This window comes from Paracoccus spongiarum (assembly GCF_030732095.1).
Classification (GTDB): domain Bacteria; phylum Pseudomonadota; class Alphaproteobacteria; order Rhodobacterales; family Rhodobacteraceae; genus Paracoccus; species Paracoccus spongiarum.
Map to the genome: position 1 here is coordinate 140,556 of NZ_JAVAMQ010000010.1, position 22,224 is coordinate 162,779.

General features: G+C 63.9%; 19 protein-coding genes and 1 tRNA gene. 12 read left to right on the forward strand and 8 right to left on the reverse strand.

Annotated features, from left to right (window positions below; genetic code table 11):
* Window positions 1-13 precede the first annotated feature (13 nt).
* The 5 genes from Q5Y72_RS12415 to Q5Y72_RS12435 all read left to right on the forward strand — a co-directional run bounded on the left by Q5Y72_RS12415 (window position 14) and on the right by Q5Y72_RS12435 (window position 5,816).
* Entirely contained in the window at window positions 14-325 is a 312-nt protein-coding gene (locus tag Q5Y72_RS12415) for a ParB/RepB/Spo0J family partition protein (RefSeq protein ID WP_443147231.1), read from the forward strand.
* Window positions 326-721: 396 nt separating this feature from the next.
* Entirely contained in the window at window positions 722-1,999 is a 1,278-nt protein-coding gene (locus Q5Y72_RS12420) for a hypothetical protein (protein WP_305963735.1), read from the forward strand.
* 231 nt (window positions 2,000-2,230) lie between these two features.
* Window positions 2,231-3,667, forward strand: coding sequence for a peptidoglycan-binding domain-containing protein (locus tag Q5Y72_RS12425; RefSeq protein WP_305963736.1), 1,437 nt, complete (start codon window positions 2,231-2,233; stop codon window positions 3,665-3,667).
* Between the two features lie 24 nt (window positions 3,668-3,691).
* Window positions 3,692-4,192: an HIRAN domain-containing protein gene (locus tag Q5Y72_RS12430; RefSeq protein WP_305963737.1), complete on the forward strand. Its 501-nt coding sequence runs from the start codon at window positions 3,692-3,694 to the stop codon at window positions 4,190-4,192.
* A 775-nt stretch (window positions 4,193-4,967) separates the two neighbouring features.
* Window positions 4,968-5,816: a hypothetical protein gene (locus tag Q5Y72_RS12435; protein WP_305963738.1), complete on the forward strand. Its 849-nt coding sequence runs from the start codon at window positions 4,968-4,970 to the stop codon at window positions 5,814-5,816.
* Between the two features lie 107 nt (window positions 5,817-5,923).
* Here the strand turns inward: Q5Y72_RS12435 and Q5Y72_RS12440 are convergent, their stop codons facing one another.
* The 3 genes from Q5Y72_RS12440 to Q5Y72_RS12450 all read right to left on the reverse strand — a co-directional run bounded on the left by Q5Y72_RS12440 (window position 5,924) and on the right by Q5Y72_RS12450 (window position 8,711).
* Window positions 5,924-6,856, reverse strand: coding sequence for a retron St85 family RNA-directed DNA polymerase (locus Q5Y72_RS12440; RefSeq protein ID WP_305963739.1), 933 nt, complete (start codon window positions 6,854-6,856; stop codon window positions 5,924-5,926).
* A complete protein-coding gene (locus Q5Y72_RS12445) occupies window positions 6,846-7,700 on the reverse strand; it encodes a retron St85 family effector protein (RefSeq protein WP_305963757.1) in 855 nt (284 codons plus the stop codon). Before Q5Y72_RS12445 ends, Q5Y72_RS12440 begins: the two co-directional genes overlap by 11 nt.
* A gap of 921 nt (window positions 7,701-8,621) precedes the next feature.
* Window positions 8,622-8,711: transfer RNA gene (locus Q5Y72_RS12450), tRNA-Ser, on the reverse strand.
* A 98-nt stretch (window positions 8,712-8,809) separates the two neighbouring features.
* Here Q5Y72_RS12450 and Q5Y72_RS12455 point away from each other — a divergent pair.
* From Q5Y72_RS12455 to Q5Y72_RS12470, 4 genes are all read left to right on the forward strand, one after another.
* Complete coding sequence (locus Q5Y72_RS12455) at window positions 8,810-9,694, forward strand: DUF2059 domain-containing protein (RefSeq protein WP_305963740.1); 885 nt, start codon at window positions 8,810-8,812, stop codon at window positions 9,692-9,694.
* Window positions 9,691-10,779, forward strand: a complete 1,089-nt coding sequence (locus Q5Y72_RS12460; protein WP_305963741.1) for an NUDIX domain-containing protein — start codon at window positions 9,691-9,693, stop codon at window positions 10,777-10,779. The genes Q5Y72_RS12455 and Q5Y72_RS12460 overlap by 4 nt, the downstream gene beginning before the upstream one ends.
* A 94-nt stretch (window positions 10,780-10,873) precedes the next feature.
* A complete protein-coding gene (locus tag Q5Y72_RS12465) occupies window positions 10,874-11,905 on the forward strand; it encodes a cysteine synthase A (RefSeq protein WP_305963742.1) in 1,032 nt (343 codons plus the stop codon).
* 6 nt (window positions 11,906-11,911) lie between these two features.
* Window positions 11,912-14,389: a DUF3772 domain-containing protein gene (locus tag Q5Y72_RS12470; protein ID WP_305963743.1), complete on the forward strand. Its 2,478-nt coding sequence runs from the start codon at window positions 11,912-11,914 to the stop codon at window positions 14,387-14,389.
* 21 nt (window positions 14,390-14,410) lie between these two features.
* On the opposite strand, the gene Q5Y72_RS12475 is transcribed toward Q5Y72_RS12470, so the two are convergent.
* From Q5Y72_RS12475 to Q5Y72_RS12490, 4 genes are all read right to left on the reverse strand, one after another.
* Window positions 14,411-15,508 (reverse strand): AI-2E family transporter, encoded by a 1,098-nt coding sequence (locus Q5Y72_RS12475; RefSeq protein WP_305963744.1) that lies wholly within the window; start codon window positions 15,506-15,508, stop codon window positions 14,411-14,413.
* A 62-nt stretch (window positions 15,509-15,570) separates the two neighbouring features.
* The gene (gyrA, locus tag Q5Y72_RS12480; RefSeq protein WP_305963758.1) at window positions 15,571-18,282 is read right to left on the reverse strand and encodes a DNA gyrase subunit A; all 2,712 of its coding nucleotides are present in this window, start codon (window positions 18,280-18,282) and stop codon (window positions 15,571-15,573) included.
* Window positions 18,283-18,451: 169 nt separating this feature from the next.
* Window positions 18,452-18,919, reverse strand: coding sequence for a disulfide bond formation protein B (locus tag Q5Y72_RS12485; protein WP_305963745.1), 468 nt, complete (start codon window positions 18,917-18,919; stop codon window positions 18,452-18,454).
* A complete protein-coding gene (locus Q5Y72_RS12490) occupies window positions 18,916-19,494 on the reverse strand; it encodes a YqaA family protein (RefSeq protein ID WP_305963759.1) in 579 nt (192 codons plus the stop codon). The genes Q5Y72_RS12485 and Q5Y72_RS12490 overlap by 4 nt, the downstream gene beginning before the upstream one ends.
* A gap of 197 nt (window positions 19,495-19,691) precedes the next feature.
* Between Q5Y72_RS12490 and ypfJ the strand changes: the two genes are divergently transcribed.
* Entirely contained in the window at window positions 19,692-20,543 is an 852-nt protein-coding gene (ypfJ, locus tag Q5Y72_RS12495) for a KPN_02809 family neutral zinc metallopeptidase (protein ID WP_305963746.1), read from the forward strand.
* 21 nt (window positions 20,544-20,564) lie between these two features.
* Here ypfJ and Q5Y72_RS12500 read toward each other — a convergent pair whose 3' ends face one another.
* Window positions 20,565-20,750, reverse strand: a complete 186-nt coding sequence (locus Q5Y72_RS12500) for a hypothetical protein (RefSeq protein WP_305963747.1) — start codon at window positions 20,748-20,750, stop codon at window positions 20,565-20,567.
* A 69-nt stretch (window positions 20,751-20,819) separates the two neighbouring features.
* Between Q5Y72_RS12500 and Q5Y72_RS12505 the strand changes: the two genes are divergently transcribed.
* Complete coding sequence (locus tag Q5Y72_RS12505) at window positions 20,820-21,287, forward strand: type II toxin-antitoxin system RatA family toxin (RefSeq protein ID WP_305963748.1); 468 nt, start codon at window positions 20,820-20,822, stop codon at window positions 21,285-21,287.
* Between the two features lie 282 nt (window positions 21,288-21,569).
* Complete coding sequence (locus Q5Y72_RS12510; RefSeq protein WP_305963749.1) at window positions 21,570-22,067, forward strand: hypothetical protein; 498 nt, start codon at window positions 21,570-21,572, stop codon at window positions 22,065-22,067.
* The last annotated feature ends 157 nt before the right edge of the window (window positions 22,068-22,224 follow it).

Consider the following 22,224-nt stretch of genomic DNA (forward strand, 5'->3'; position numbering starts at 1 on the left):
CGGGAGGAAGGCGATGCAGTTGCCAGAAGGCGCGGCGCGCTCGCGGCGGACCGACAACACGCTGGTAAAGGCACTGGCCCGCGCCTTCCGCTGGAAGCGGATGCTGGAGTCGGGCGAGTTCGCCACCATCGCCGAACTGGCCGAACGCGAGGGCATCGCGCCGTCCTACATGACGCGTGTTCTACGGCTGACGCTGATCGCCCCCGACCTCGTCGAGGCGATCCTGGACGGAAAGCAAGGGCCGGAGGTGACGCTGGCAAGGGTGCTGGAGCCTCTTCCGTCGGCGTGGGCGGCGCAGCCGGAGCACCTCGGGCAGATCACCTGAAGCGGCTGTTCGTGCAAACTGCAACGATCGGCCGGTTCGAGCCCATCAGCGACATTCGGACTGACCGCAGCGAATGCAGGTGCAGCGCGAACGGTCGGCCCTTTGCGGCCGGTCGACCCTTGAGGGATGCCGCGCTGTCGCTTCCCCACACCGGACGTTGGTGCTCCGCGCAGAAAACTGTCATGCCAAATCCGCATTGTATCCCATTTGCGTAGTCTCTCGGTCCCCGCGAAGCTGTGGCTGTCAGATATCATGTCCGTGTTGGAGAACCGTTTCACCCTGAGGGAGGAAATTCATGGCGACTTTGATCGATGTCGCCCGGCGCATGTTGATTGCTAGAGGCGCGCCACGTTAACTTGCAATGGTTTTCCTGATGCTCCCGCTTCGAGGTTGCCAGTGCTCGATCGACTCGCCTTTGCCGCCGCACTCTTTTTCGGTGCCATCATCGGCCCACAGGGTAGCGCAGCCATGCAGATTTCGAGCAGCTATAGGGAAGCCACGCAGTTCATGCCGGCCAGCTTGACGGTCAAGTTGTCCGGCGAGATCGTGCATGGTGACGCTGCCGCACTGAAGGCAGAGCTGCTGCGCTACGAGGGTCGGCCCATTAACGACATCAGCTTCGAGTTTGACAGCCCCGGCGGCGCACTCATGGAGGGCATCCGCATTGGCCAGGTCATTGCCGCCCGGCCCGAGAGCACGTCCTCGCGCATTGCAGGCGACAGCTCTCCAATTTGCGCCAGCGCCTGCGTCTACGCCTATCTCGGGGCCGACTTCCGCTTCATAGAAAACGGTGCCAGGCTGGGCGTTCACCAGTTCTACACCGAGAACGAGCTGACCGGTTCGGACGCATTGGCAATGGGTCAGGAACTAACCTCGATCATCCTCACCTATCTCCAGAGCCGCGGGGTCGACAGCGATTTTCTCGCCGACATCGTCTCGGCGCGCGGCGACAGCATGGTCTTGGTCGATCACCAACGTCTTGCTGATCTCGGCGTCGTTTCTCAAGGCGTGAGGGGACAATCCGTCGAGTATGTGAACTACGAGGGAGAGATATCGCTGCGCGTCGAGCAAGATGCCTTCGTCGGCCAAAACAAGATCATCATCGGCTGCGGTGACGAAGGGCCTTACGGTATTACCTTTCTGCAGGAGCCGCCCATGCCGTTTGCAGGGCCCTTCATGGTGCATGCCGGAGGCTACGATCATACGATCCACGAGTTCGGCTATATACAGCACGGCAACGGCGAGACGATCGCGGGCTTTCAGATCACTCCTCAAGTTGCGGCCGAGATCGCAGGCGCTTCGGCCATCGGCGGTAAGGTCTTTAATATGGATAAGAGCATCTCCTACGGCTTTGCCGGGGAGGTGGTGGACCCCAAGATCCGCGACATGGTTGATGGCTGCATGCGTCGCTTCTTCCGAACTGCTCCCCCTCCGCCTCCGCCTACGCCGGCTCCAATGCCGCGCATGACTCGACAAAACGGGCTCGATCTACGTGGGGCAGATCTTCTGGCCAACGGCATCCGTGGCATCTCTCTGGATGAATGCGAACGCCAATGCTTGGCCGCTTCCAAATGCGCAGCGGTGAGCTACGTTATCGATATGCAGTGGTGCTGGCCGAAGGGCTATGGCGGCAGGCCAATCCAGAGTTCGGGCGTCATCTCCTCAGTCAGGTGAGGCGGGACCGCAGTCATTTGCTGCAGGCGCAGCTTCACTGGCCTAGCTTTTATAGAAGTTCGCCTGGGGGCGCCGAGTGCGGTCTAACGGCGGCGCGGCAATACAACTGGCTTCGCAGTGATGGCGGAACCTCGGGATTCGATCGGCATCAGTGGCTGAGCCTCCGCAGAACCGTCGGCCATTTAATGTTGAAAATTTCCCCTATGGTAATCGTCTCCCTTCTAGCCTCCCTTGCTCGAATCCGAGCATCGGATAACGTTTTCTCAGAACATTTACGGGGATCTCTTGATGCTTTCCTATATTCACTGCGCAGCGAAGACGACCATTTCCTCGAAGAAGGCGCTCGGACTCGCGCTCCTCATTGCAGGCACCTCCGCTCCCGCCCTAGGGCAGGACAGCCCCGCCCCGGCCGTGCCCGCTGAAGCCGCCGCCTCCGTGGATTTCTCGGCCCTGCGCGCCGAAGTGGCAGGGATCGAAGAGGAGATCTCCGAGGCCGAAGCAGAGCTCGCCGGCTACGAAGGCGGCCTCATCGTGACGCTAATCCAGGCACGGATCGAGACGCTGAAGCTCACCCGGGCCATCCTCGAGAACCAGGCGGCAGCGGCCGGCGGCGGCGCCGTCACCGCCATCACCGTTCCGGTGGCGGCGCCTGACGAAGCGCGGGCAGCCGAGATCCTGCGGGATATCGAGGCGCAGATGAAGATCATCGAGGAGGCGGAGGCCGAGGCGGCCGGGGCCGGCGGTCTGGTCGGCGCGCTTGCCGTCTCCCGCGTGCTGACCGAAAAGCTCACCCTGACCCAGCTGCGCGCCGCCTGGATGGCGGCCCGCTATGGGACGATCGTGCCGGTGGCGGTGACGGCCGCGCCCCAGGTCGCCTCGACGGCCCCGGCGGCGGATCGTCCAGAAGACGCGGCCGAGCCTGACAGCCGGGCAAGCCTGCCTGAATGGGCGGATCCGGACTATCCCGAGATCGACTACACGAAGAGCATCTTCTCGGCCATGGCGGGTCAAGGATACGAGATTCGGGGCTGGTGGGGATTCGAGGAAACCCGGGCCGAGATCGACGACTCGCCGCTGGTGTTCGCACGCAACGTCTCGGCTGTTCCTGAGACCGGGTTCATTCCCACGACGCCCGGGCTGTTCTTCAGGTGCCGCGAAGGCGAGAGCTCGGTCATCTATGACGCAGACACCTATATCAGCGGCAATTTCCGCTCCGACACGCTTCCAACCTCCATCAGGATCGACGACCGACCTGCCGAGACCCAGCAATGGTCGAAGCTCACCACTAGCAAGGGTTCCGGCCTGTTTGGTGTCCGCGCCGAGGCGATGATGCGTCGCCTGCTGGACGCCGAGAAGGTCTTCTTCCGCATTGAGGATGGCGGGCAGAGATACGATGCCTCGTTCGATCTCGCCGGTATCCAGCCAGTTGTCGAGGCGGTGGCCGGCGCCTGCGGCTTCAGCCTTCTCGAGCTCACCCGCGACGACTATCGTGCCATCCAGACCATGCTTAACGCCGCCGGCTTCGACACGGGCGCTCCGGATGGAGTCTGGGGTAACGGTTCGGCGCGAGCGATGCGGGAATGGCAGGAGGAGAACGGATTGCCCCCAACGGGTGCGCCTGATCGGGCGAGCCTCGAAGCAATGGGCATTACGCTCGCGGCCGAGTAACGGAAGAACCAGGAGGATGATGCGATGTGGCTTCTGAAAGCGCTGTTCGGCGGCAAGAACAGATCTGCACCGCCCGCTTCCTCGTCGGCGGCTGAGCCCAAGGCACGGCCGGCGAAGGCCAACGCACGCCGCGGGAGCGTCGTCACGAATCTCAAGACCTTCCCCTCGAACATGGTCGGCGAAAGCAACTATCAGGACGCGCTGGCCAAGGTGGCGGGAGGCTACCAGCGCGACAGCCAGGCCTTCGAGATCCCGGCCGTCATCGCGCTCGATCCCGCGAACAGCTATGACCCGAACGCGGTCAAGGTCGAAATCAAGGGCGTGACAGTCGGATACCTGCCAGCGGCCGAGGCGAAGCGGATCGGCGAGATGATGCGCCAGCAGGGCATCGAGGAGGCCGATCTCAAGGCTCAGATCCGTGGCGGCTGGAGGACGAACCAGCACGATCAGGGGAACTTTGGTGTGAAGCTGCGACTGCCTCGCCGGGGCTGGGTAGATTTTGGCGTGGGGGCGAAGGAGCAATGAGACACCAGCCGACGGGACGCGCCATATCCTGCCGACCCGCTTGGGATGCCAAAGCGCGGCAACGCTCTCCCGGACGGCCCCTTGCAGCCAGTCGAGCTTGAGCCATGCTGCGTGGCGGCGTTTCATATAGTTGCCGTTCGGGCGGCGACAATGCAGCATGTCGTCGCCGCTGGTTGCGTGAGATGACGGTCCGTCGGAAGATCATTCAGAATTTTCCGGGCCGACCTTGCCCAAGGCTTGCCTAAGGAATGGAAAAATGACCATATTTGACGTGCTTGCCCAAGAACGATCCAACGCTGACAAATCCATGGAAGGCCGGCCAAATGAGTAGAGAAATTCATCTTCCAGAGACCTTTGGTGGCACCCGAGAACACGATGAAGCGCATCCTTGGTCGGGCTTGTCGGGCGTGGCGACAGTGGATGGAGCTATGCCACTTGGCGAAAGGGCAGCTTCAGCACAACTGGGAATCCGGGCTTGGTATACGCCTTTGCCACCGAAGCAGCTGCCCTGGAGTTCGCTAGGAGCTTTCCTTTCGGCGAGAAAAAGTCTGCCAAGCGCCTAACAGTCCTAGGTAGATCAACTTCTCAAGGTGATCGATACTGGCAGAGATAAGCTAGACTGCGTCAGCTGATCCATCTCGATCAGTTGACGGTCTAAAATGTCGTCCGGTGTCTTTCTGACCTCTGAGCTGCGGCCTCCTAAAGCGGACTCTTAACCACTCGCCTACGGTCATAGCTTAGGCACCACAAATAGGTTTCAAGACTCGTTGGACACATGGCTACCAAAGTTCCCCAAAACAACCCTCCCGTTGCCAAGGGAAATAGGTTCCCGTTTCAAGTTTCGATTGTTGCGTGGGGAGACCTACTGGGCTACGGGAGAAAAATAGCTGAGGCTGGCTTCAATCCCTTGGATGAACGCGCAAAGACCAGCATCATTCGAATGCGCGAGTTTCACCGTGTCGTAGCAGAACATAGCAACCGACATTTTCCAAGTCTTGTCATAAACGACGGCGTCGCAGCCTACCGAGACCTGTCCTTGCGGGGCCGTTCCATAAGCCACGACTTTTTGGAAAGGAGCTGGGAACTGTTTAGCGCGATCAACGAACTTGAGGCCAAGCGTGGAGATCCAGGGATTCGAATGGTGGTTGCCTGTGGTTTCCGGATGAGGGGGCGAAGGGCCAAAGTCGAAAACGACCATAGCAAGGTGAACTCTATCCTTTACCGTTTCCGTGACGGGCAACTGACCGCTGAACAAGCAATACGGGAAGCGTCCACTGCTAGGCCCTCATTTGATGTTGTGCCTCAGCTTCAGGCGAACTTTGCTTTCACAAAGGCATATGTTGCCGAAAGCTCTGGACGCAGTGGTGGGCTTCCCGGCCCGAATTTCTATCTTGATACAGCGTTGCTCTTGGACTCGACGTGCGCCTGGCCCAGTGGTGGAAGCGGGATTATGTGGAGGGATAATACTCTTGGACTGGACACAGAGTTCCGAAGAGTTTCGAATCTTCCAAAGATAAAACATCCTGAAGGCGGAGCTTCCGAATTGAGGACGGGTCTTGAAGTAGCACAGTTCCTCGCCGGGGATGTTGATGTCTTGAATGCGTTAAGCTTAGCCTCAAAGTAAATCTCGATCCCAAGCGGCCGGCTGAGCACATTGCATTGGGCACAACGCGATCACCTGAAGCTGACATCAAAGCGGTCGACAGCGAAAACCGCGGCTGTGACACAGCGCTACTTAATTGCCTCCTTTAATCCTCTTGGTGTCCTTTGGTGTAAAATTTCCTCCACTACGCGCGCTCCATACTTGCTCTTTAAAGAGTCAACGAAAGCAGGTTCAACGTCACTTGCGAATGCGATTAACCCGCCGAGCTTCCAAAACAGATCAGCTTGAAGCGTACCAATCGTATAGCTATGCACTAACGATTTTATCTCTCTTTTTCTGCCTCGACCAATCGAAATCCTGCCTTCTGGCGTTAAGTTTATGCCGGTGATTGATCGCCTATACTTTCTTGATAGATAGGCGGTTTTCTTATCGTTGATCGTTAAACTGGCATACCTGAAGGATCTAGCTGTCTCGCGTACAAAGACCTCTACCTCAGACAGGCTGTTCGAAGACTTCGCGGAAATGTTAATGTCGTCAGCATACCTAGTGTAAGCAAGATCGCGGCGTGCACACCACTCGCTAACTGCTGCATCAAATGAGAACATTAAGGCGTTCGTTACTGATGGTGACGAGGGTGCCCCTATCGTCAGGTGGCCATTTCTGGTGACGACGTCCGAACAAAATGAGATGTCATCATGGCTTAATCTAGTGGCCTCTGACAGGAAACTCCTGATATTATCACGCGAGAAAGAAGGAAAGAAGTCCTTGAAGTCTAGATGTATGGTAAATGCTGAAGCAACGTGAGCTTCGGCATTCTTCCGGATTGATGCGCCTGCCTTGTAGGCGGTGGCACAAGCACTCACCGGCAACTGCTGAAATATGCCGCGGGCGAGCCATCTCTGAACAGCTTTCAATTCCGGCGTTGGCTGGGAAATAACTCGATCCGACCCATCCTTCTTCGGGATTGAGTAGGTTTTGTACATTCGCGAGGCGTTTAGCTGAAGCCTCTCTATCCTAGCCGGCGACATACCAGATTTTTCTGCTAGGATCTCACGCAACATATGCGGCATCTCCCAGTAGTAGGGCTCCAGAATCCACCAGAAGGCTCATTACCTCCACCTTTATGGAGTTTCGCTCTTCATTGAAACCATCTCGTGTAGTGCAGTTTATTCTATCTATTGGCTCTGAAGAAAACTCCCCAGCATCGCCATGAGGCCTTATGAGCCCTGCGCCCAAGAGGATTGATGATACCTCCCGAATCTCCCCTATGTCTGCACGCCCGGAGAACAGCCCCCTACAAATGTAAAGGACATCATCAACCGTCGCCACTTCAAGGATATTATATATGCAATGAACGATGGAAAATTTGTCAAAGTAGCCAGTCTTTGAATATGATGTGTCCGGAAAAGATTTTCGCCTAGATAAGCGACCTCGCTCCCTTATTCTTGAAATAATCCCGGAAAAATCAGGCGCTGCATATGACATCTGGATTTGAGGGTGAAATCTAGTCTTGTCGCCTATCAACTTTGCGGGACCCAGCGAAAGAAAAGAGTCTTTGTCGAGGCGATCTTGATCCAGAATAAGAATGCTCTTATTGGCCAAGGAATCAAATGCGGAAAAATATCCCGCCTCGGCAAAAGAGCCGGGTGCCTCCGGAAAAATTACTATAGCTAGCGAAAGTTCTCCAATTACTTTCTCGAAAGCACTTAGGTTAAACGGATCATCACTGAGGGAGTGAGCATAGTCGATAGCATACTCGGGCTGAAACAGCAGATACTCGACTTTGGCCTCTGCGCAATAGGACATAAACCTCGGCCGCATTTGGCTCGACTCATTGCCACCGCATACAAAAATGATGTTACTTCGACCGGGATAAAGATAACCCTCTTTTAGAAGGCGCAGCACCCGAGAACGCAAGGAACTATTTTCCTTTGCGATAATCGGGTGCGTCAACTGTAGTTCCTCTTACTTAAGCGGCCGACTTCGGCCTTCGAAGTCGAGGCCGAGTGAAGCCGGGCTCGACTTCGAAGGCCGAAGTCGGCGCCCAAAAGCGTACAATTCAGTTCAGCCTGGCTAAACACCCGGCATAGAGTTCCTGCTTGACAGAACCCAGCTAAGAGATCTCAACTTTCGCAAATGCTTAGTGACCGTGCAAGTGTAAAATTTCACACGAAGCCCCTACCATGGCGCAACTATCAGTTGCGAATGAGATTCCCTCGGCGGTCTGTGCCGATGACTGATCTCTCATGTTTGCTGCAAAAACCGTGCCGCAGCGATGTCGATCGGCTTTCCGTCCGTTCCTTTGCGGATGAAAGAGCACATGCTGCAAAGGGCGCGAAGGACCTCTTTCGCGGGCTTGCTGTGAGTGCGGTGCCGCACTGCCGTCAGACGGCTTTCCGCCCGACCTGCGGGTCTCGCCCGCCAGTTATCGCCCTGTCCCTGAATGTCGGCTTATCCAGATTGCCGCGGATGCGACGCTGCATCGCCGCATGTCGGCAGTCCGCCCGTTGGAACGTTAAGGACGTTAATTGTGCAGGCGCAGCGAACGGCCGCAATGGGGAACGTTCGATTTCTGTTCCATCTCGGCGAGTGCCACTGGCGTCGAAGTGTTCAGGCTGCCGGTCAGAAATACGGTTAAATTGCAGATATTTACAGGCTATTCACCAAATTGGTGCAGTCATCAGGTCCGGAGACTATTGGCACTGAGAGACCGCTTCCGGGGCTTTTGGCGGCAGCGCCAGTGCTCAGCCCCACCCGCATAACCCTCGAAAACAACGGAAAAATCCGGCCGCAGCCGGATCGGGAGAACGCTTTCGTGGCGGCAAGTGGCGGAGAGGGTGGGATTCGAACCCACGGAACCCTTGCAGGCTCAACGGTTTTCGAGACCGCCCCGTTCGACCACTCCGGCACCTCTCCGCGCTGTGGTGTGGTGAGGCGGGGATGTAGACAGGTGGGGGTTGAAGTGCAAGGGGGTTTCGCCGAAAAAAGCGCGTCAGCAGGCAAGGGGGCCCGCCATGTTCCGAACGTCCTGCCTGGCGCTTTTTCTGGGGCTTCTGGTGCTTTGTGCGGGGCCCGGCCCGGCGCAGGAACCGCCGTTGTCGGCGCCCGTTCCCAAGGCCGGCCCGAAGGCCGGGCAGGTCGATCTGCGGCTGTGGCGGGTGCGGCGGCTGGCCGAGCTGATGCCCATCCTGCGTGACGAGGCGCTGGCCGAGGCGCGGACCATGCTGGACACCCTGCGCGATGGTGGCGCGGGGATTGGCTGGCTGGACAGCGTCGCCCGCATCCATGAGCCGGCGCGGCTGGAGGCGCTGTTTCGCGCCGCGCTGCGGCGTCCGGCCGCGGGTGTGCCGGAGGCGCGCCTTCAGGCGGCACTTGATTTCTACGAGACTGATCTGGGCCGGCGGCTGGTCGGTCTCGAGACGACGGCGCGGCGGGCGATGCTTGATCCCGATGCCGAGGCGCTGGCGCGCGAGGCTTTCGCGACCGCGGCCAGCCGGAACGATCCGCGCGTCGGACGGATCGGACGCCTGATCGAGGAGGCCGACCTGATCGGCCCGAACGTCGCCGGTGGCCTGAACGCGGCTGTGGCCTTTTCGCGCGGATTTTCGGACGGGGGCGGTTTCGACATGCCGATGACCGAGGACCAGATGCTGGCCGATGCCTGGTCGCAGGAGGCCGAGATCCGGGCCGCCACCCTTGGCTGGATGGAGGCCTATCTCATGTTGGCCTATTCGCCGCTGAGCGATGCCGAACTGGATCGCTACATCGGGTTTGCCGGCTCCCCCGAGGGGCAGGCGTTGTCGGCCCTGCTGTTCGAGGGCTTCGACGCGATCTTTCTGCAGACCTCGCGCGACCTTGGCCTTGCGGCAGCGGCGCAGATGCAGGGGAGCGAGCTTTGAGCCGCCGGGTGCTGCTGGCCGGGCCGCTGGCCGATCCGCGCATGATGGCCGCGATCGGGCTGAGGCCTGGAGAGGCTGGGCGGCGGCTGGCGGGCGGCCTGCATGGCGGGCGGATGGCGGGCATCGAGGCTGGCGGCTGGCCGGTCCTGAGCGCGCAGGGCGCGGGCATCATGGCGGTGCCGGTCCCGGCCACGCCGCGGCTGAGCCGATATGCGGCGGTCATGGGGCTTGCGATGGTCGAGACCGAGGCGGGCCCCCTGCTGGGCGTGCAGCCCGGCGGGGCATCGGAGGCAGCGGACGCCTCGGGCTGGCAGGGCGATCTGGCGGCGGGCATCGCCGCAGAGCTTCTGGACGCGCCCGAGGACACCGATCCGGCCACGCTTGCCGCGCGCCTGCCGATGATCGGCGTCTGGGTGCAAAGCCGGATGCGGGCGGCGGCGGGTCCGGTCTCGGGGGGCGACCTGGTCGCGCGGCGCGGCGCGGGCGATGTTCTTTGCCATGACCGCCGGACGCCCTTTGCCGGCTATTTTGCCGTCGAGACCTGGGATCTGTCGCACCGCACCCATGAGGGCGGCTTTTCGGCGCGGGTGCGGCGCGAGGGCTTCGTGATGGGCGATGCGGTCGTCGTGCTGCCCTGGGATCCGCAGCGCGACCGGGTGCTGCTGATCGAGCAGTTCCGCTTTGCGCCGGCGCTGCGCCACGATCCGCAGCCCTGGCTGCTGGAGCCGATCGCCGGCCGGATCGACGCCGGCGAGACCGTCGAGGACGCTGCCCGGCGCGAGGCGCTGGAAGAGGCCGATCTGCGCCTTGGCCGGATGTTCCCCGCGGTGAATCACTATCCCAGCCCCGGCGCGATCACCGAATACCTCCATCTCTTCGTGGGCGCGGCGGACCTGCCGGATGGCAGCGTGGGCATTCACGGGCTGGACGGCGAGGCCGAGGATATCCGCGGCCATCTTGTGACGCGCGCGCGGCTTTCGCGGATGGTCCGGGACGGGCAGATCAGCAACGGCCCGTTGGCGATGCTGTCCCTGTGGCTGGACCTGCGCGCCGACGAGATGGCGCGGGAACTGGCGGGATCGTGAGCCCGGGTGCCGGGCGGGGCGGGCTTGCCCCCACGGGCAGGCAATGTGTAGGTATTCGGGAAACTGAAACCATCCCGAGGGAGGGCCGGTCGCGATGCGAATCTGTTCTGATCTGGCCGACGCGATCGGCAACACGCCGCTGATCCGGCTGAACCGCGCCAGCGAGATGACCGGCTGCGAGATCCTCGGCAAGGCGGAATTCCTCAACCCCGGGCAGTCGGTCAAGGATCGTGCCGCCCTTTACATCATCCGCGATGCCGTCGCGCGCGGCGCGCTGAAGCCCGGCGGCACGATCGTCGAGGGGACGGCGGGCAATACCGGGATCGGTCTGGCCCTGGTGGGCGGCTCGCTGGGCTTCCGGTCGGTCATCGTCATCCCCGAGACGCAGAGCCAGGAAAAGAAGGACATGCTGCGCCTTGCCGGTGCAACCCTCGTCGAGGTGCCGGCCGCGCCCTATCGCAATCCCAACAACTATGTGCGCTATTCGGGCCGACTGGCCGAGGCGCTTGCGCTGACCGAACCGAACGGCGCCGTCTGGGCCAACCAGTTCGACAATGTCGCGAACCGGCAGGCGCATCTGGAAACCACCGGCCCCGAGATATGGGATCAGACCGGCGGGCGGGTCGACGGCTTCGTCTGCGCGGTGGGCTCGGGCGGAACGCTGGCCGGGGTGGCGATGGCGCTGCAGCCGCGTGGCGTCAGGATCGGGCTGGCCGATCCCGAGGGGGCGGCACTGCATTCCTTCTACACCACCGGGGAATTCGACGCCCCCGGCACCTCGATCACCGAGGGCATCGGGCAGGGGCGCATCACCGCCAACCTCGAGGGCTTCACCCCCGATTTCAGCTGGCGCATTCCCGACAGCGAGGCGCTGCCGATCGTGTTCGACCTGCTTGAACACGAGGGGTTGTGCCTTGGCGGGTCATCGGGGATCAATGTCGCCGGCGCGATCCACATGGCGCGCGAGATGGGGCCGGGCCACACCATCGTCACCATCCTCTGCGATTACGGCAACCGCTATCAGACCAAGCTGTTCAACCCCGATTTCCTGCGCGCCAAGGGCTTGCCGGTGCCCGGCTGGATGACGCGCGAAGCCCCGGACCTGCCCGAAGTCTTCGAGGACTGACAGCCCATGTTTCGATCCCTTTTCGCCGTCATCCTGACGGTCCTTCTGCTTTTTGCCGCGCCGCTGGCCGCGCAGGACAGCGATGCCCCGGACTATCAGGCCTGGGAACGCGTCGCGACCATGGCCGAGGATGTTGTCGAGGAGGCGGGCGTCGACAGCCAGCGCCTGACGGCAATGCGTGACAGGCTGGTCGAATGGCGCAGCCGCTTTCAGGCGGCGCAGAACATCAATGGCAGCCGCATCGCGACGGTGAAGGACCAGATCGACGCGCTGGGGCCCGCGCCCGCCGAGGGCGAGACCGAGGACGCCGATCTGGCCGCTCGGCGTGCCGAGTTGAACGAGCTGCTGTCGACCCTGCAGGCCCCGCGACTGCAGGCGGTCGAGGCGTTCAGCCGGGCCGATGCCCTGATCAAGCGGGTCGACGAACTGACCGCCGCGCTGCAGGCGCTGCAGCTTGCGCGGCTGTCGCCTTCGCCCCTCTTGCCGTCGAGCTGGACGGTGGCGGCCAGCGACGGGCTGAAGCTGGCCGATGGTGTCGCCGCCGAGGTCGGGCAATTGGCCGACAGCGCCGAATGGCCCCAGCTGCGGCCCCGCCTGCCGCATGTCGCGGGCTATCTTCTGGCCGCGCTGGTGCTGCTGACCTTCGGGCGGATCTGGGTCGAATCGCTGCCCTCGCGGCTGTCGGCACGGGCCTCGGACTACTCGCGCGCCGTCGTGGCCTTCATCGTCTCGCTTGCCCAGATCGCGATTCCGATGATCGGGGTCTACCTGGCGATCAGCGCGATCAAGGCCACCGGGCTTGCAGGGCAATGGACCACGCCGTTCCTGGATGCGCTGCCGCGCGCCGGGGTGATCCTGTTCGGCGGCGCCTGGATGGCGCGGCAGATGTTCCCGCGCCACGCCATCACCTACGACACGCTGGACATGGCGGACGGCGCGCGCAACAAGGCCCGGCGCATGGTCAACACGCTTTCGGTGATCTTTGCGGTCCACCATGTGTTGTCGCGGGCCGCCCTGCCGCTGTCGGGCCTTTACGAACGCATCGGCGATCGCGTGACCCGCGTGCCGATGGACCTGGCGGATGCGACCATCTCGGTCGGTCACTACGTCATCCTGATCCTTGCGGCGGTGGCGCTGTTCCGGCTGGGCAAGGCGCTGCGCAGCCTGAAAGGCGCGGGCGAAGGCCGCAACCTGGCCTATCGCCACCGGATCCTGGCGGTCGCCGGGCTGCTGGTTCGCATCGTCGCCGTCGTGGCGCTGCTGGTCGGGGCGGTCGGCTTCGTCAACTTCGCCAACATGCTGATCTGGCCCAGCATCCTGACCCTGGCACTGGTCTGCCTGCTGATCCTGTTGCAGGATTTCATCGCCGACGTCTTCAACATGATGATGCGCGGCAAGGAAGGCGCGCGCGAGGGGCTGGCCCCGCTGCTGATCGGGTTTCTGCTGATCCTCGCCTCGATCCCGCTGTTCATGCTGATCTGGGGCGCGCGCGAAACCGATCTGTCCGAGATCTGGACGACCTTCTCGAACGGCATCAGCCTGGGCGGGGTGACCATCTCGCCGGGCGGCGTGGTCACATTCCTGATCGTCTTCGGCATCGGCTATTTCGTCACCCGCGCCATCCAGGGCGTGTTCCGCGGCTCGATCCTGCCCAAGACGCGGCTGGATGCGGGCGGCCAGAACGCGGTCGTGTCGGGGCTGGGCTATCTCGGCGTGGTCGTCGCGGTGCTGCTGGCGATCACCTCGGCGGGCATCGACCTCAGTTCGCTGGCGATCGTCGCGGGCGCACTGTCGCTGGGCATCGGCTTCGGGATGCAGAACATCGTCTCGAATTTCGTGTCGGGGATCATCCTGCTGATCGAGCGTCCGGTCAGCGTCGGCGACTGGATCAGCGCGGGCGGCCAGCAGGGCATCGTCAAGCGCATCTCGGTGCGCTCGACCCAGGTCGAGACCTTCGACAAGACCGAGGTGATCGTGCCCAACAGCGACCTGATCAGCCAGCCGGTCATCAACTGGACCCGGCACAACAAGGTCGGCCGGATCATCATCCCGGTCGGCGTGGCCTATGGCAGCGACACCCGCAAGGTCGAACGCATCCTGCGCGAGATCATCGACGACCAGCCCACCGTGACGCTGGACCCGGCGCCCGCGGTGCTGTTCCGCGGCTTCGGGGCCGATGCGCTGGACTTCGAGATCCGGGCCGTGTTGTCCGACGTGACCGGCGGGCTGGGCGTGACATCCGAGGTCTGCCACCAGATCGCCGAACGCTTTGCCGCCGAGAAGATCGAGATCCCCTTCGCGCAGCGCGACATCTGGCTGCGCAACCCCGAGGCGCTGCGGGCCGCGCCCGGGCCCGACGGCGACATTCCCGACCACCGCCCCGACGATCGGCCCGCCCAACCGCCGCGCAACGACCCGCGCATCGCCTTCGACGGTGCCGAGACGGGGCTGCCGGATGCGGATGGCGATGGCGGGGACCGCTAGGCGGGCCACGGCCCGCCCGGATCAGGCGGCCAGCGAGGGCGGCGGGGCCGGCTGGTCGTCGCTGCTGCCATCGTCGGGCAGTCCTTCGCGCGACAGCATGACCGCGACCGGGCGCAGCCAGGGGATATGCGCGCACACGATCATCAGCGCCACCATGATCGGCACCGCGAGGAACATCCCCGGAATGCCCCAGACCGCGCCCCAGAAGGCCAGGCTGAGGATGATGCCGAAGCTGGACAGGCGCAGCGTCTGGCCCAGCAGCATCGGGTCAAGCACATTGCCTATCACGAACTGGACCATCGTGCAGGCGGCGCCGACCAGCAGCGTCAGGGTGGTGTCGCCGCTGAGCACGAAGACCAGCAGGACCGTGATCCCGGTCGCGATGATCGAGCCCACCGAGGGGATGAAGTTCAGCACGAAGGTCAGCAGCGCGACCGGCCCGCCCAGTTCCAGCCCGGCGATGCGGAAGATCGCCCAGACGGCGGCGGCGGTCACCGCGCTGACCCCGGCCTTGACCACCAGATAGCGGTTCACCCGGTGCATGATCGAGGAGATGATGCGGCGCACCTGCACGGCCTTGCCGGCGTCCTCGGTCAGCCGCTCGACCTTGGCGGGAAACCAGACCTGTTCGGCGAACATGAAGCCCACGAACAGGATCACCAGCACGCTGCCCTGCAGGATGCCCGTGGCCTGTCCGGCCAGCGACCGGATCCAGCCGGTGATGTTGACGTTCGAGATCGCGGTCAGCAGCCGTTCCTGCGCCTCGGGGCCAAGCCATTCGGTCAGGCTGGGCAGCGCCGCCTGGGCCTGTTCGGCATAGGCGATCGCCGTCACCACCACCTCGTTGACCTGCGACACGATGGTGGTCGAGATCCACAGGATCCCCAGCGCGATGCCGATCAGCGCCAGCGTCGTGGCCAGCCAGTTCGGCACCTTCAGCCGCGACGAGATCGCGAAGATCGCGTCCGAGGTCAGCGAGAACAGGATGATCGCGATGGCCAGCGAGATCAGGATGAAGCGCGCCTGCACCAGCATGAACAGCAGAAGCGCGAAGGCGATGATGCCCAGAAATCCTGTCTGCAGCCGTTCGCGCAGTACCGATTCACCCGATCCGTCCAATGCCTGACCTGCCTTCGTGCCGATGATGCGGGGCCGAGCATAGCCCGACCCCCGCGCCGACGTCAGCTATCTTCTTCGGGATCGTCGCCATCGGCGATCGCGCCGGGTTCTGCCTCGCCCTGTTCGGCGATCCGGGCCACGGACACGACCACCTCGCCAGTGCTGGTGTTGAACACCCGCACGCCGCCCGCGCTGCGCGAGCGGAAGCTGATTCCCTCGACCGGGACGCGGATGGATTGGCCGGTGGAGGTGGCCAGCATGATCTGGTCGTCCATCTCGACCGGGAAGCTGGCCACCAGCGGCCCGCCGCGCATCGCCCGGTCCATGGCCATGACGCCCTGGCCGCCGCGCCCGCGCACCGGGTAATCATGGCTGGAGCTGATCTTGCCGGCGCCCCTGGCAGTGATGGTGAGGATCAGGTCCTCGGCCGCCGACATCTGCGCATAGCGTTCCTGGGTGATGCTGCCGGCCTCGACGGCCTCTTCGTCGTCATCGGCCTCGGCACCGTCATCCAGCGCCCCGGCCACCGCCCGGCGCATCTTCAGATAGGCGGCGCGTTCGGCGGGATCGGCCTCGAAATGCCGGATCACGGCCATGCTGACCACGCTGTCGCCGGCCGCCAGACGGATGCCGCGCACGCCGGTGGAATCGCGGCCCTTGAAGACGCGCACCGCCGGGGTCGGGAACCGGATCGCCCGGCCCTGCGCGGTCACCAGCATCACGTCGTCATCGGCGGTGGCCATGCGCACGCCGATCAGGCTGACGCCCTCGGGCAGCTTCATCGCGATCTTGCCGTTGGACTTCACATTGGTGAAATCCGACAGCGCGTTGCGCCGCACGTCGCCCTCGGAGGTCGCGAAGACGGCCTGGTAGGCCTCCCATTCCGTTTCCGGGGCGTCCACGGGCATCAGCGCGGCGATCGACACGCCGGGCTCGATCGGCAGGATGTTGATGATCGCCTTGCCCTTGGCCGTGCGGCCGCCAAGCGGCAGCCGCCAGGTCTTGAGGCGATAGACCATTCCGTCGGTGGTGAAGAACAGCAGTTCGGTATGGGTGTTGGCCACGAACAGGGTGGTCACCACGTCGTCTTCCTTGGTGGCCATGCCGGACAGGCCCTTGCCGCCGCGCCGCTGGCTGCGGAACTCGGCCAGCGCGGTGCGCTTGATATATCCGCCCGAGGTGATGGTCACGACCATGTCCTCGCGCTCGATCAGGTCCTCGTCCATCATGTCGCCGGACCAGTCGGTGATCTCGGTGCGGCGCGGCACGGCGAACAGGTCGCGGACCTCGCGCAACTCGTCGCTGATGATGCCCAGAATGCGGTCGCGCGAGGCCAGGATGGCCAGGAATTCGCGGATCGCGTCGGCCAGGCCCTGCAACTCGTCGGTGACTTCCTTGACGCCGATCTGGGTCAGCCGTTGCAGCCGCAGGTCCAGGATCGCGCGGGCCTGGGTTTCCGACAGGTTGTAGGTGCCGTCATCATTCATCGGATGCAGCGGATCGTCGATCAGCTGCAGGTATTCGGCGATGTCATGCGCCGGCCAGCGGCGCTCCATCAGCCTTTCGCGGGCCTCGGCGGCATCGGCGCTGCTGCGGATGGTGGCCACCACCTCGTCCACATTGCTGACCGCAACGGCAAGACCGCACAGCACATGGCTGCGCTCGCGGGCCTTGCGCAGTTCATAGGCCGTGCGCCGCGCCACGACCTCTTCGCGGAAGCTGATGAAATGCGTGAGGAAATCGCGCAAGGGCAGCTGCTCGGGCCGGCCGCCGTTCAGCGCCAGCATGTTGCAGCCGAAGGTGGTCTGCAGCGCGGTAAAGCGGAACAGCTGGTTCAGCACGACGTCCGGGGTCGCATCGCGCTTCAATTCGACCACGACGCGCACGCCCTGCCGGTCGGATTCGTCCTGCACCGAGGCGATCCCCTCGACCCGCTTTTCCTTGGCCAGATCGGCGATCCGCTCGATCAGGGTGGACTTGTTGACCTGGTAGGGGATCTCGTCCACCACGATGGCGAACCGGTCCTTGCGCGGCTCTTCGATATGGGTCCTTGCGCGGATGATGACGCTGCCGCGCCCCTCCAGATAGGCCTTGCGGGCGCCGGACCGGCCCAGGATCAGCGCCCCGGTCGGGAAATCCGGGCCGGGAATGATCTCAAGGATGCGCTCGGTCGGCAGGTCGGGATTGGCGATCAGCTCCAGCGTGGCGTCGATGACCTCGCCCAGATTGTGCGGCGGGATGTTGGTTGCCATGCCGACCGCGATGCCGCCCGCGCCGTTGACCAGCATGTTGGGAAAGCGCGCCGGCAGGACGGTCGGCTCGCGGTCCTTGCCGTCGTAATTGTCCTGGAAATCGACGGTGTCCTTGTCGATGTCCATCAGCAGGAAGTTCGCCGGCTTGTCCATGCGCACTTCGGTATAGCGCATCGCCGCCGGGGGGTCGCCGTCCATCGAGCCGAAATTGCCCTGCCCATCCAGCAGCGGCAGCGACATGGAAAAATCCTGCGCCATCCGCACCAGCGCGTCATAGATCGCGGCGTCGCCATGCGGGTGGTATTTCCCCATGACGTCGCCCACCGGCCGGGCCGACTTGCGATAGGGCTTGTCGGGCGTGTTGCCGCTTTCGTCCATCGCATAGAGGATGCGGCGATGCACCGGCTTCAGCCCGTCGCGCAGGTCGGGGATCGCGCGGCTGACGATGACCGACATCGCATAGTCCAGATACGAGGTCCGCATCTCGGAACTGATGTCGATGACCGGGCCGTCATGCGCCATCACGCTCCGCAGGTCGGCGCCGCTGCCGTCCCCCGAATCCGGGGTTTCGGGCAGGTCGTCTTCGGGAGTGTCGGCCACGGGATTTCCTCAACATCTTGTTGAGCTTCGGTATAGCCGACCGCCTTGGTGGGGGCAATCTTGTGCCCGGCTTTTTCGGCCCTGCCGGGCCTCAGCGGGCGCGCGTCGCGGCCAGTCCCCAGAGGCTGGCCAGCACCGCCGAGCAGAGCGCGTTCCAGCCCGCCATCGACAGGCCCAGGAGGCTCCAGGCGATCTCGTCGCAGCGCACCACCGGCGCGGCGTTCAGACGCTCGGTCAGGTCCTGCAGGGACATCCGCGCCACATCGCCCACACCACCCGAACAATGCGAGGGGCCGGCCCACCAGGCCTGCTCGACGCCCACGTGATACAGCGCAAGCCCCGCCGCCGCGCCTGCCGCGACCATGCCCAGCATCGCCAGCGCCCGCACCCGTCCGGTCAGCCAGACCAGGCCTGCGACGACCACCGCCGCGACATGCGGCCAGCGTTGCAGGATGCACAATTCGCAGGGCGCATAGCCGGCCGCCTGAAACCCGAGGGCGGCGATCAGCAAGCCGGCCGATCCGGCCCCGGCCAGCAATGCGAGACGCCGCGCGGTCACAGCAGCCTCAGCGCGGCGAAGCCGCCGATCAGCGCCGCCATGAACAGCGTGAACACCAGCCCCAGCCGGCGTTCGATGAAGTCGCGGATCGGCGGGCCAAAGCGCCACAGCAGCCCCGCCACGATGAAGAACCGCGCCGCCCGGCCGATCACCGAGGTCAGCACGAACAGCGGCAGCGACATGCCCACGCCGCCCGAGAAGATCGTGATGACCTTGAAGGGAAAGGGGGTCAGCGCCGCGAACAGCACCGCCCATCCGCCATATTCCGAGAAGCGGGCGGCAAGCTGGTCGAAGGCCGCGTGCTTGCCATAGGCCGTCAGCACCCACTGGCCGACCGTGTCCATCAGCGCCGCCCCGATCCAGTAGCCCAGCAACGCGCCCAGGACCGAGCCCACGGTTGCCACCAGCGCCACGGCCATCGCCCGTGCGCGCCGGGCCAGCACCATCGGGATCATCAGCACGTCAGGCGGGATCGGAAAGACCGAGCTTTCGATGAAGCTGACCCCGAACAGGGCCGACATCGAGTGGCGGTGCCCGGCAAGCCCCATCGTCCAGTCGTAAAGCCTGCGCAGCATCACCGCCCCTTCGTCATGTCGCCGCCGTGGATGGACCGGCGATTTTGCCGGGTCAAGCATCTTGCGTTGCCGTCGCGACGCTGTGATGATTTCATCCGCAATGGCACGCCCGGATGGGCGGTGGCCAGGATGCTGGCGACAACGCGTCTGCGCCGGGTGGCAGCGCGCAATCCATGTTTTGCGGAGGAATGCAAGGGATGCAGTGGCGGGGCAGGCGCGGAAGCAGCAACATCGAGGATCGGCGCGGGCGCAGTATCGCCGGCGCGGGCGGCATCGGCATCGTGGGCATGCTGGTGGTGCTGGCGGTCGGCTATTTCTTCGGCGTGGACATCTCGCCGCTGGTGCAGGAACTGGATCAGGGTCAGCCCCAGCAGCAGGGCACCGTCGAGCTCAGCGAGCGCGACAAGCAATATGGCGAATTCGTCTCGGTCGTGCTGGCCGATACCGAAGAGGTGTGGGGCGCGGTCCTGCCGCAGCAGGCCGGCATGGACTATGTCAAGCCCAGCCTGGTGCTGTATCGCGGCCAGGTGCAGTCGGCCTGCGGCGGCGCCTCGGCGGCCATGGGGCCGTTCTACTGCCCGAATGACCGCAAGGTGTATCTGGACACCGACTTCTTCGACATGATGGAAAAGCGGATGGGGGCGGGGGGCGATTTTGCCTATGCCTATGTCATCGCGCATGAGATCGGCCACCATGTCCAGAACCTGACCGGGGTTCTGGGCCAGGTGAATGCCGCGCGGTCGCGGTCCGGCGAGGCGCAGTCGAACCAGCTGTCGGTGCTGACCGAATTGCAGGCCGATTGCTATGCGGGCATCTGGGCGCGGGGCGCCGAGAAGATGTTCGGCACCCTCGACGAGGGCGACCTGCAAGAGGCGCAGCGGGCCGCGCAGGCGGTCGGCGACGACGTGATCCAGGCCAATGCCGGACGCACGCCGATGCCCGACAGCTTTACCCACGGCAGCGCGGCGCAGCGGCAGGAATGGCTGATGCGCGGCTTCCGCTCGGGCGACATGGCGCAGTGCGACACCTTCCAGGCGGCGCGCGGCTGAGGGGCTGAACGGCCAAGGGGCTCAGCGCGGCAGGCGGACGGCGCGGCCTTCCTCCAGCCGCGCCCAGTCCGGCCACCAGCCCAGCCGTTCCAGCACGACGACCCCGATCGCCAGCGCGACGATCGCCAGCACCAGCCGGACGCGGCGCGCCGAGGGCGGGTTGCGGGCCCATTTCGACGCGCGCAGCAGCCAGATCAGGTTGTTCATCGGGTGTTTGCCCTGCTATGTCCCGGGGCAGACATGCCATGCCGGCACGACCAGACTCAAGAGACCGCCTTGCCGCATCACCAGGACAGCCGAAACCTGCCCTATACCGCCCGCCAGATGTACGATCTTGTGGCGGATATCGAAAGTTATCCGCAGTTTCTACCGTGGAACAGCGCGGCGCGGGTGCGGGCGCGCACGCGGCGGGCGGACGGGGCCGAGGAGGTCGCGGCGGATCTGGTCATCAGCTTCAAGGTCTTCCGCGAACGCTTTGGCAGCCGCGTCGTGCTGTGGCCCGAGGACGACCGGGGGCGGCTGCGCATCGACACCGAATACCTCGACGGCCCGTTTCGCCACATGCGCAGCGGCTGGACCTTTGCAGACCGGCCCGAGGGCGGCTGTCACGTTGATTTCTTCGTTGATTTCGAGTTCCGCAACGCGATCCTGCAAAAGCTGATCGGGGTCGTCTTTCACGAGGCGATGTCGCGGATCGTGCGCGCCTTCGAGGATCGGGCGCGGGCACTGTACGGGCCGCGCTGAGCCCCGTTTTCCGACCGGACCGGCGTTAACGCAACAGCCCCGGCGCGGCGCGTCCGGGGTGGTGGCAGGCCTGGGTCGCGATTCGGCAAGCGGTTGATCCGCCACGAAAACCGCCTGCACAGCGGGTGCACCGGACAGGCACCGGGCGTGCACAGGGCGTACACCGCTTGCGCACGCTGCGTTAACCGGATCGGCGCAACGGCGGGCGCGGGCGAGGCTGTTCCGGGGCCGGGTGATCCGTGCTGGCATCGCGGGGTTGCCAGTGTCAGGTCGGGTGGTGCCATGTCGCGCGCGCGTCGCAATCTTCGTCAGCTGTGGCGCCGGTCTGCGCGCCGGCCCGATCCGACACCGCCCGCGCAGATCGACCCCATCGCCCGCATCGACGCGCTGACCGCGACCGGGCGGACGAACTGGCTGGCGCTGCTGGCCTATCTGGCCTTCGCGCTGGTCACCACGCTGGGGGTCGAGGATGTCGATTTCTTCGTGGACAGCCGGCAGACGCAATTGCCGCTGGTCAATGTCTCGATCCCGACATTCTCCTTCTTTGTCTTCGCTCCGATCCTGGGCGCGGCGCTTTATGCCTATCTGCACCTGCATGTCCGCAAGGTGACCGAGGCGCTGCCCGAGGCCCCGCCCGGCCCGCCACGGCTGGACGAACGGATCAAGCCCTGGCTGCTGAATGATTTCGTGCTGCGCCAGAGGCGCGTGCAACAGAGGTCTTTGGCCTCAAACCTAAGCGGGCGCCCGTTGCTTTCATCGTCTTTATCACCGCGCCGTTGAGCAATGATGCCAATCGACGGGTAAGTTCTGCGAATATTCAATCGGCTGGGCAAGTCGCAATGCATATGACGAAAGGTAAGGATCTCATGGAACCTGACAACTGGAATGCGGCTATCAGTGCCATACGCCAAGTCTATGACGTCCTGAAGCTGGCCGC

Bases quoted from the DNA above. Each gene is read 5' to 3' on its own strand.
- Q5Y72_RS12415 (WP_443147231.1), top strand. From the start codon at position 14: ATGCAGTTGCCAGAAGGCGCGGCGCGCTCGCGGCGGACCGACAACACG.
- Q5Y72_RS12430 (WP_305963737.1), top strand. From the start codon at position 3,692: ATGTGGCTTCTGAAAGCGCTGTTCGGCGGCAAGAACAGATCTGCACCG.
- Q5Y72_RS12435 (WP_305963738.1), top strand. From the start codon at position 4,968: ATGGCTACCAAAGTTCCCCAAAACAACCCTCCCGTTGCCAAGGGAAAT.
- Q5Y72_RS12440 (WP_305963739.1), bottom strand. From the start codon at position 6,856: ATGTTGCGTGAGATCCTAGCAGAAAAATCTGGTATGTCGCCGGCTAGG.
- Q5Y72_RS12455 (WP_305963740.1), top strand. From the start codon at position 8,810: ATGTTCCGAACGTCCTGCCTGGCGCTTTTTCTGGGGCTTCTGGTGCTT.
- Q5Y72_RS12465 (WP_305963742.1), top strand. From the start codon at position 10,874: ATGCGAATCTGTTCTGATCTGGCCGACGCGATCGGCAACACGCCGCTG.
- Q5Y72_RS12470 (WP_305963743.1), top strand. From the start codon at position 11,912: ATGTTTCGATCCCTTTTCGCCGTCATCCTGACGGTCCTTCTGCTTTTT.
- gyrA (WP_305963758.1), bottom strand. From the start codon at position 18,282: ATGGCGCATGACGGCCCGGTCATCGACATCAGTTCCGAGATGCGGACC.
- Q5Y72_RS12490 (WP_305963759.1), bottom strand. From the start codon at position 19,494: ATGCTGCGCAGGCTTTACGACTGGACGATGGGGCTTGCCGGGCACCGC.
- ypfJ (WP_305963746.1), top strand. From the start codon at position 19,692: ATGCAGTGGCGGGGCAGGCGCGGAAGCAGCAACATCGAGGATCGGCGC.
- Q5Y72_RS12500 (WP_305963747.1), bottom strand. From the start codon at position 20,750: ATGAACAACCTGATCTGGCTGCTGCGCGCGTCGAAATGGGCCCGCAAC.
- Q5Y72_RS12510 (WP_305963749.1), top strand. From the start codon at position 21,570: ATGTCGCGCGCGCGTCGCAATCTTCGTCAGCTGTGGCGCCGGTCTGCG.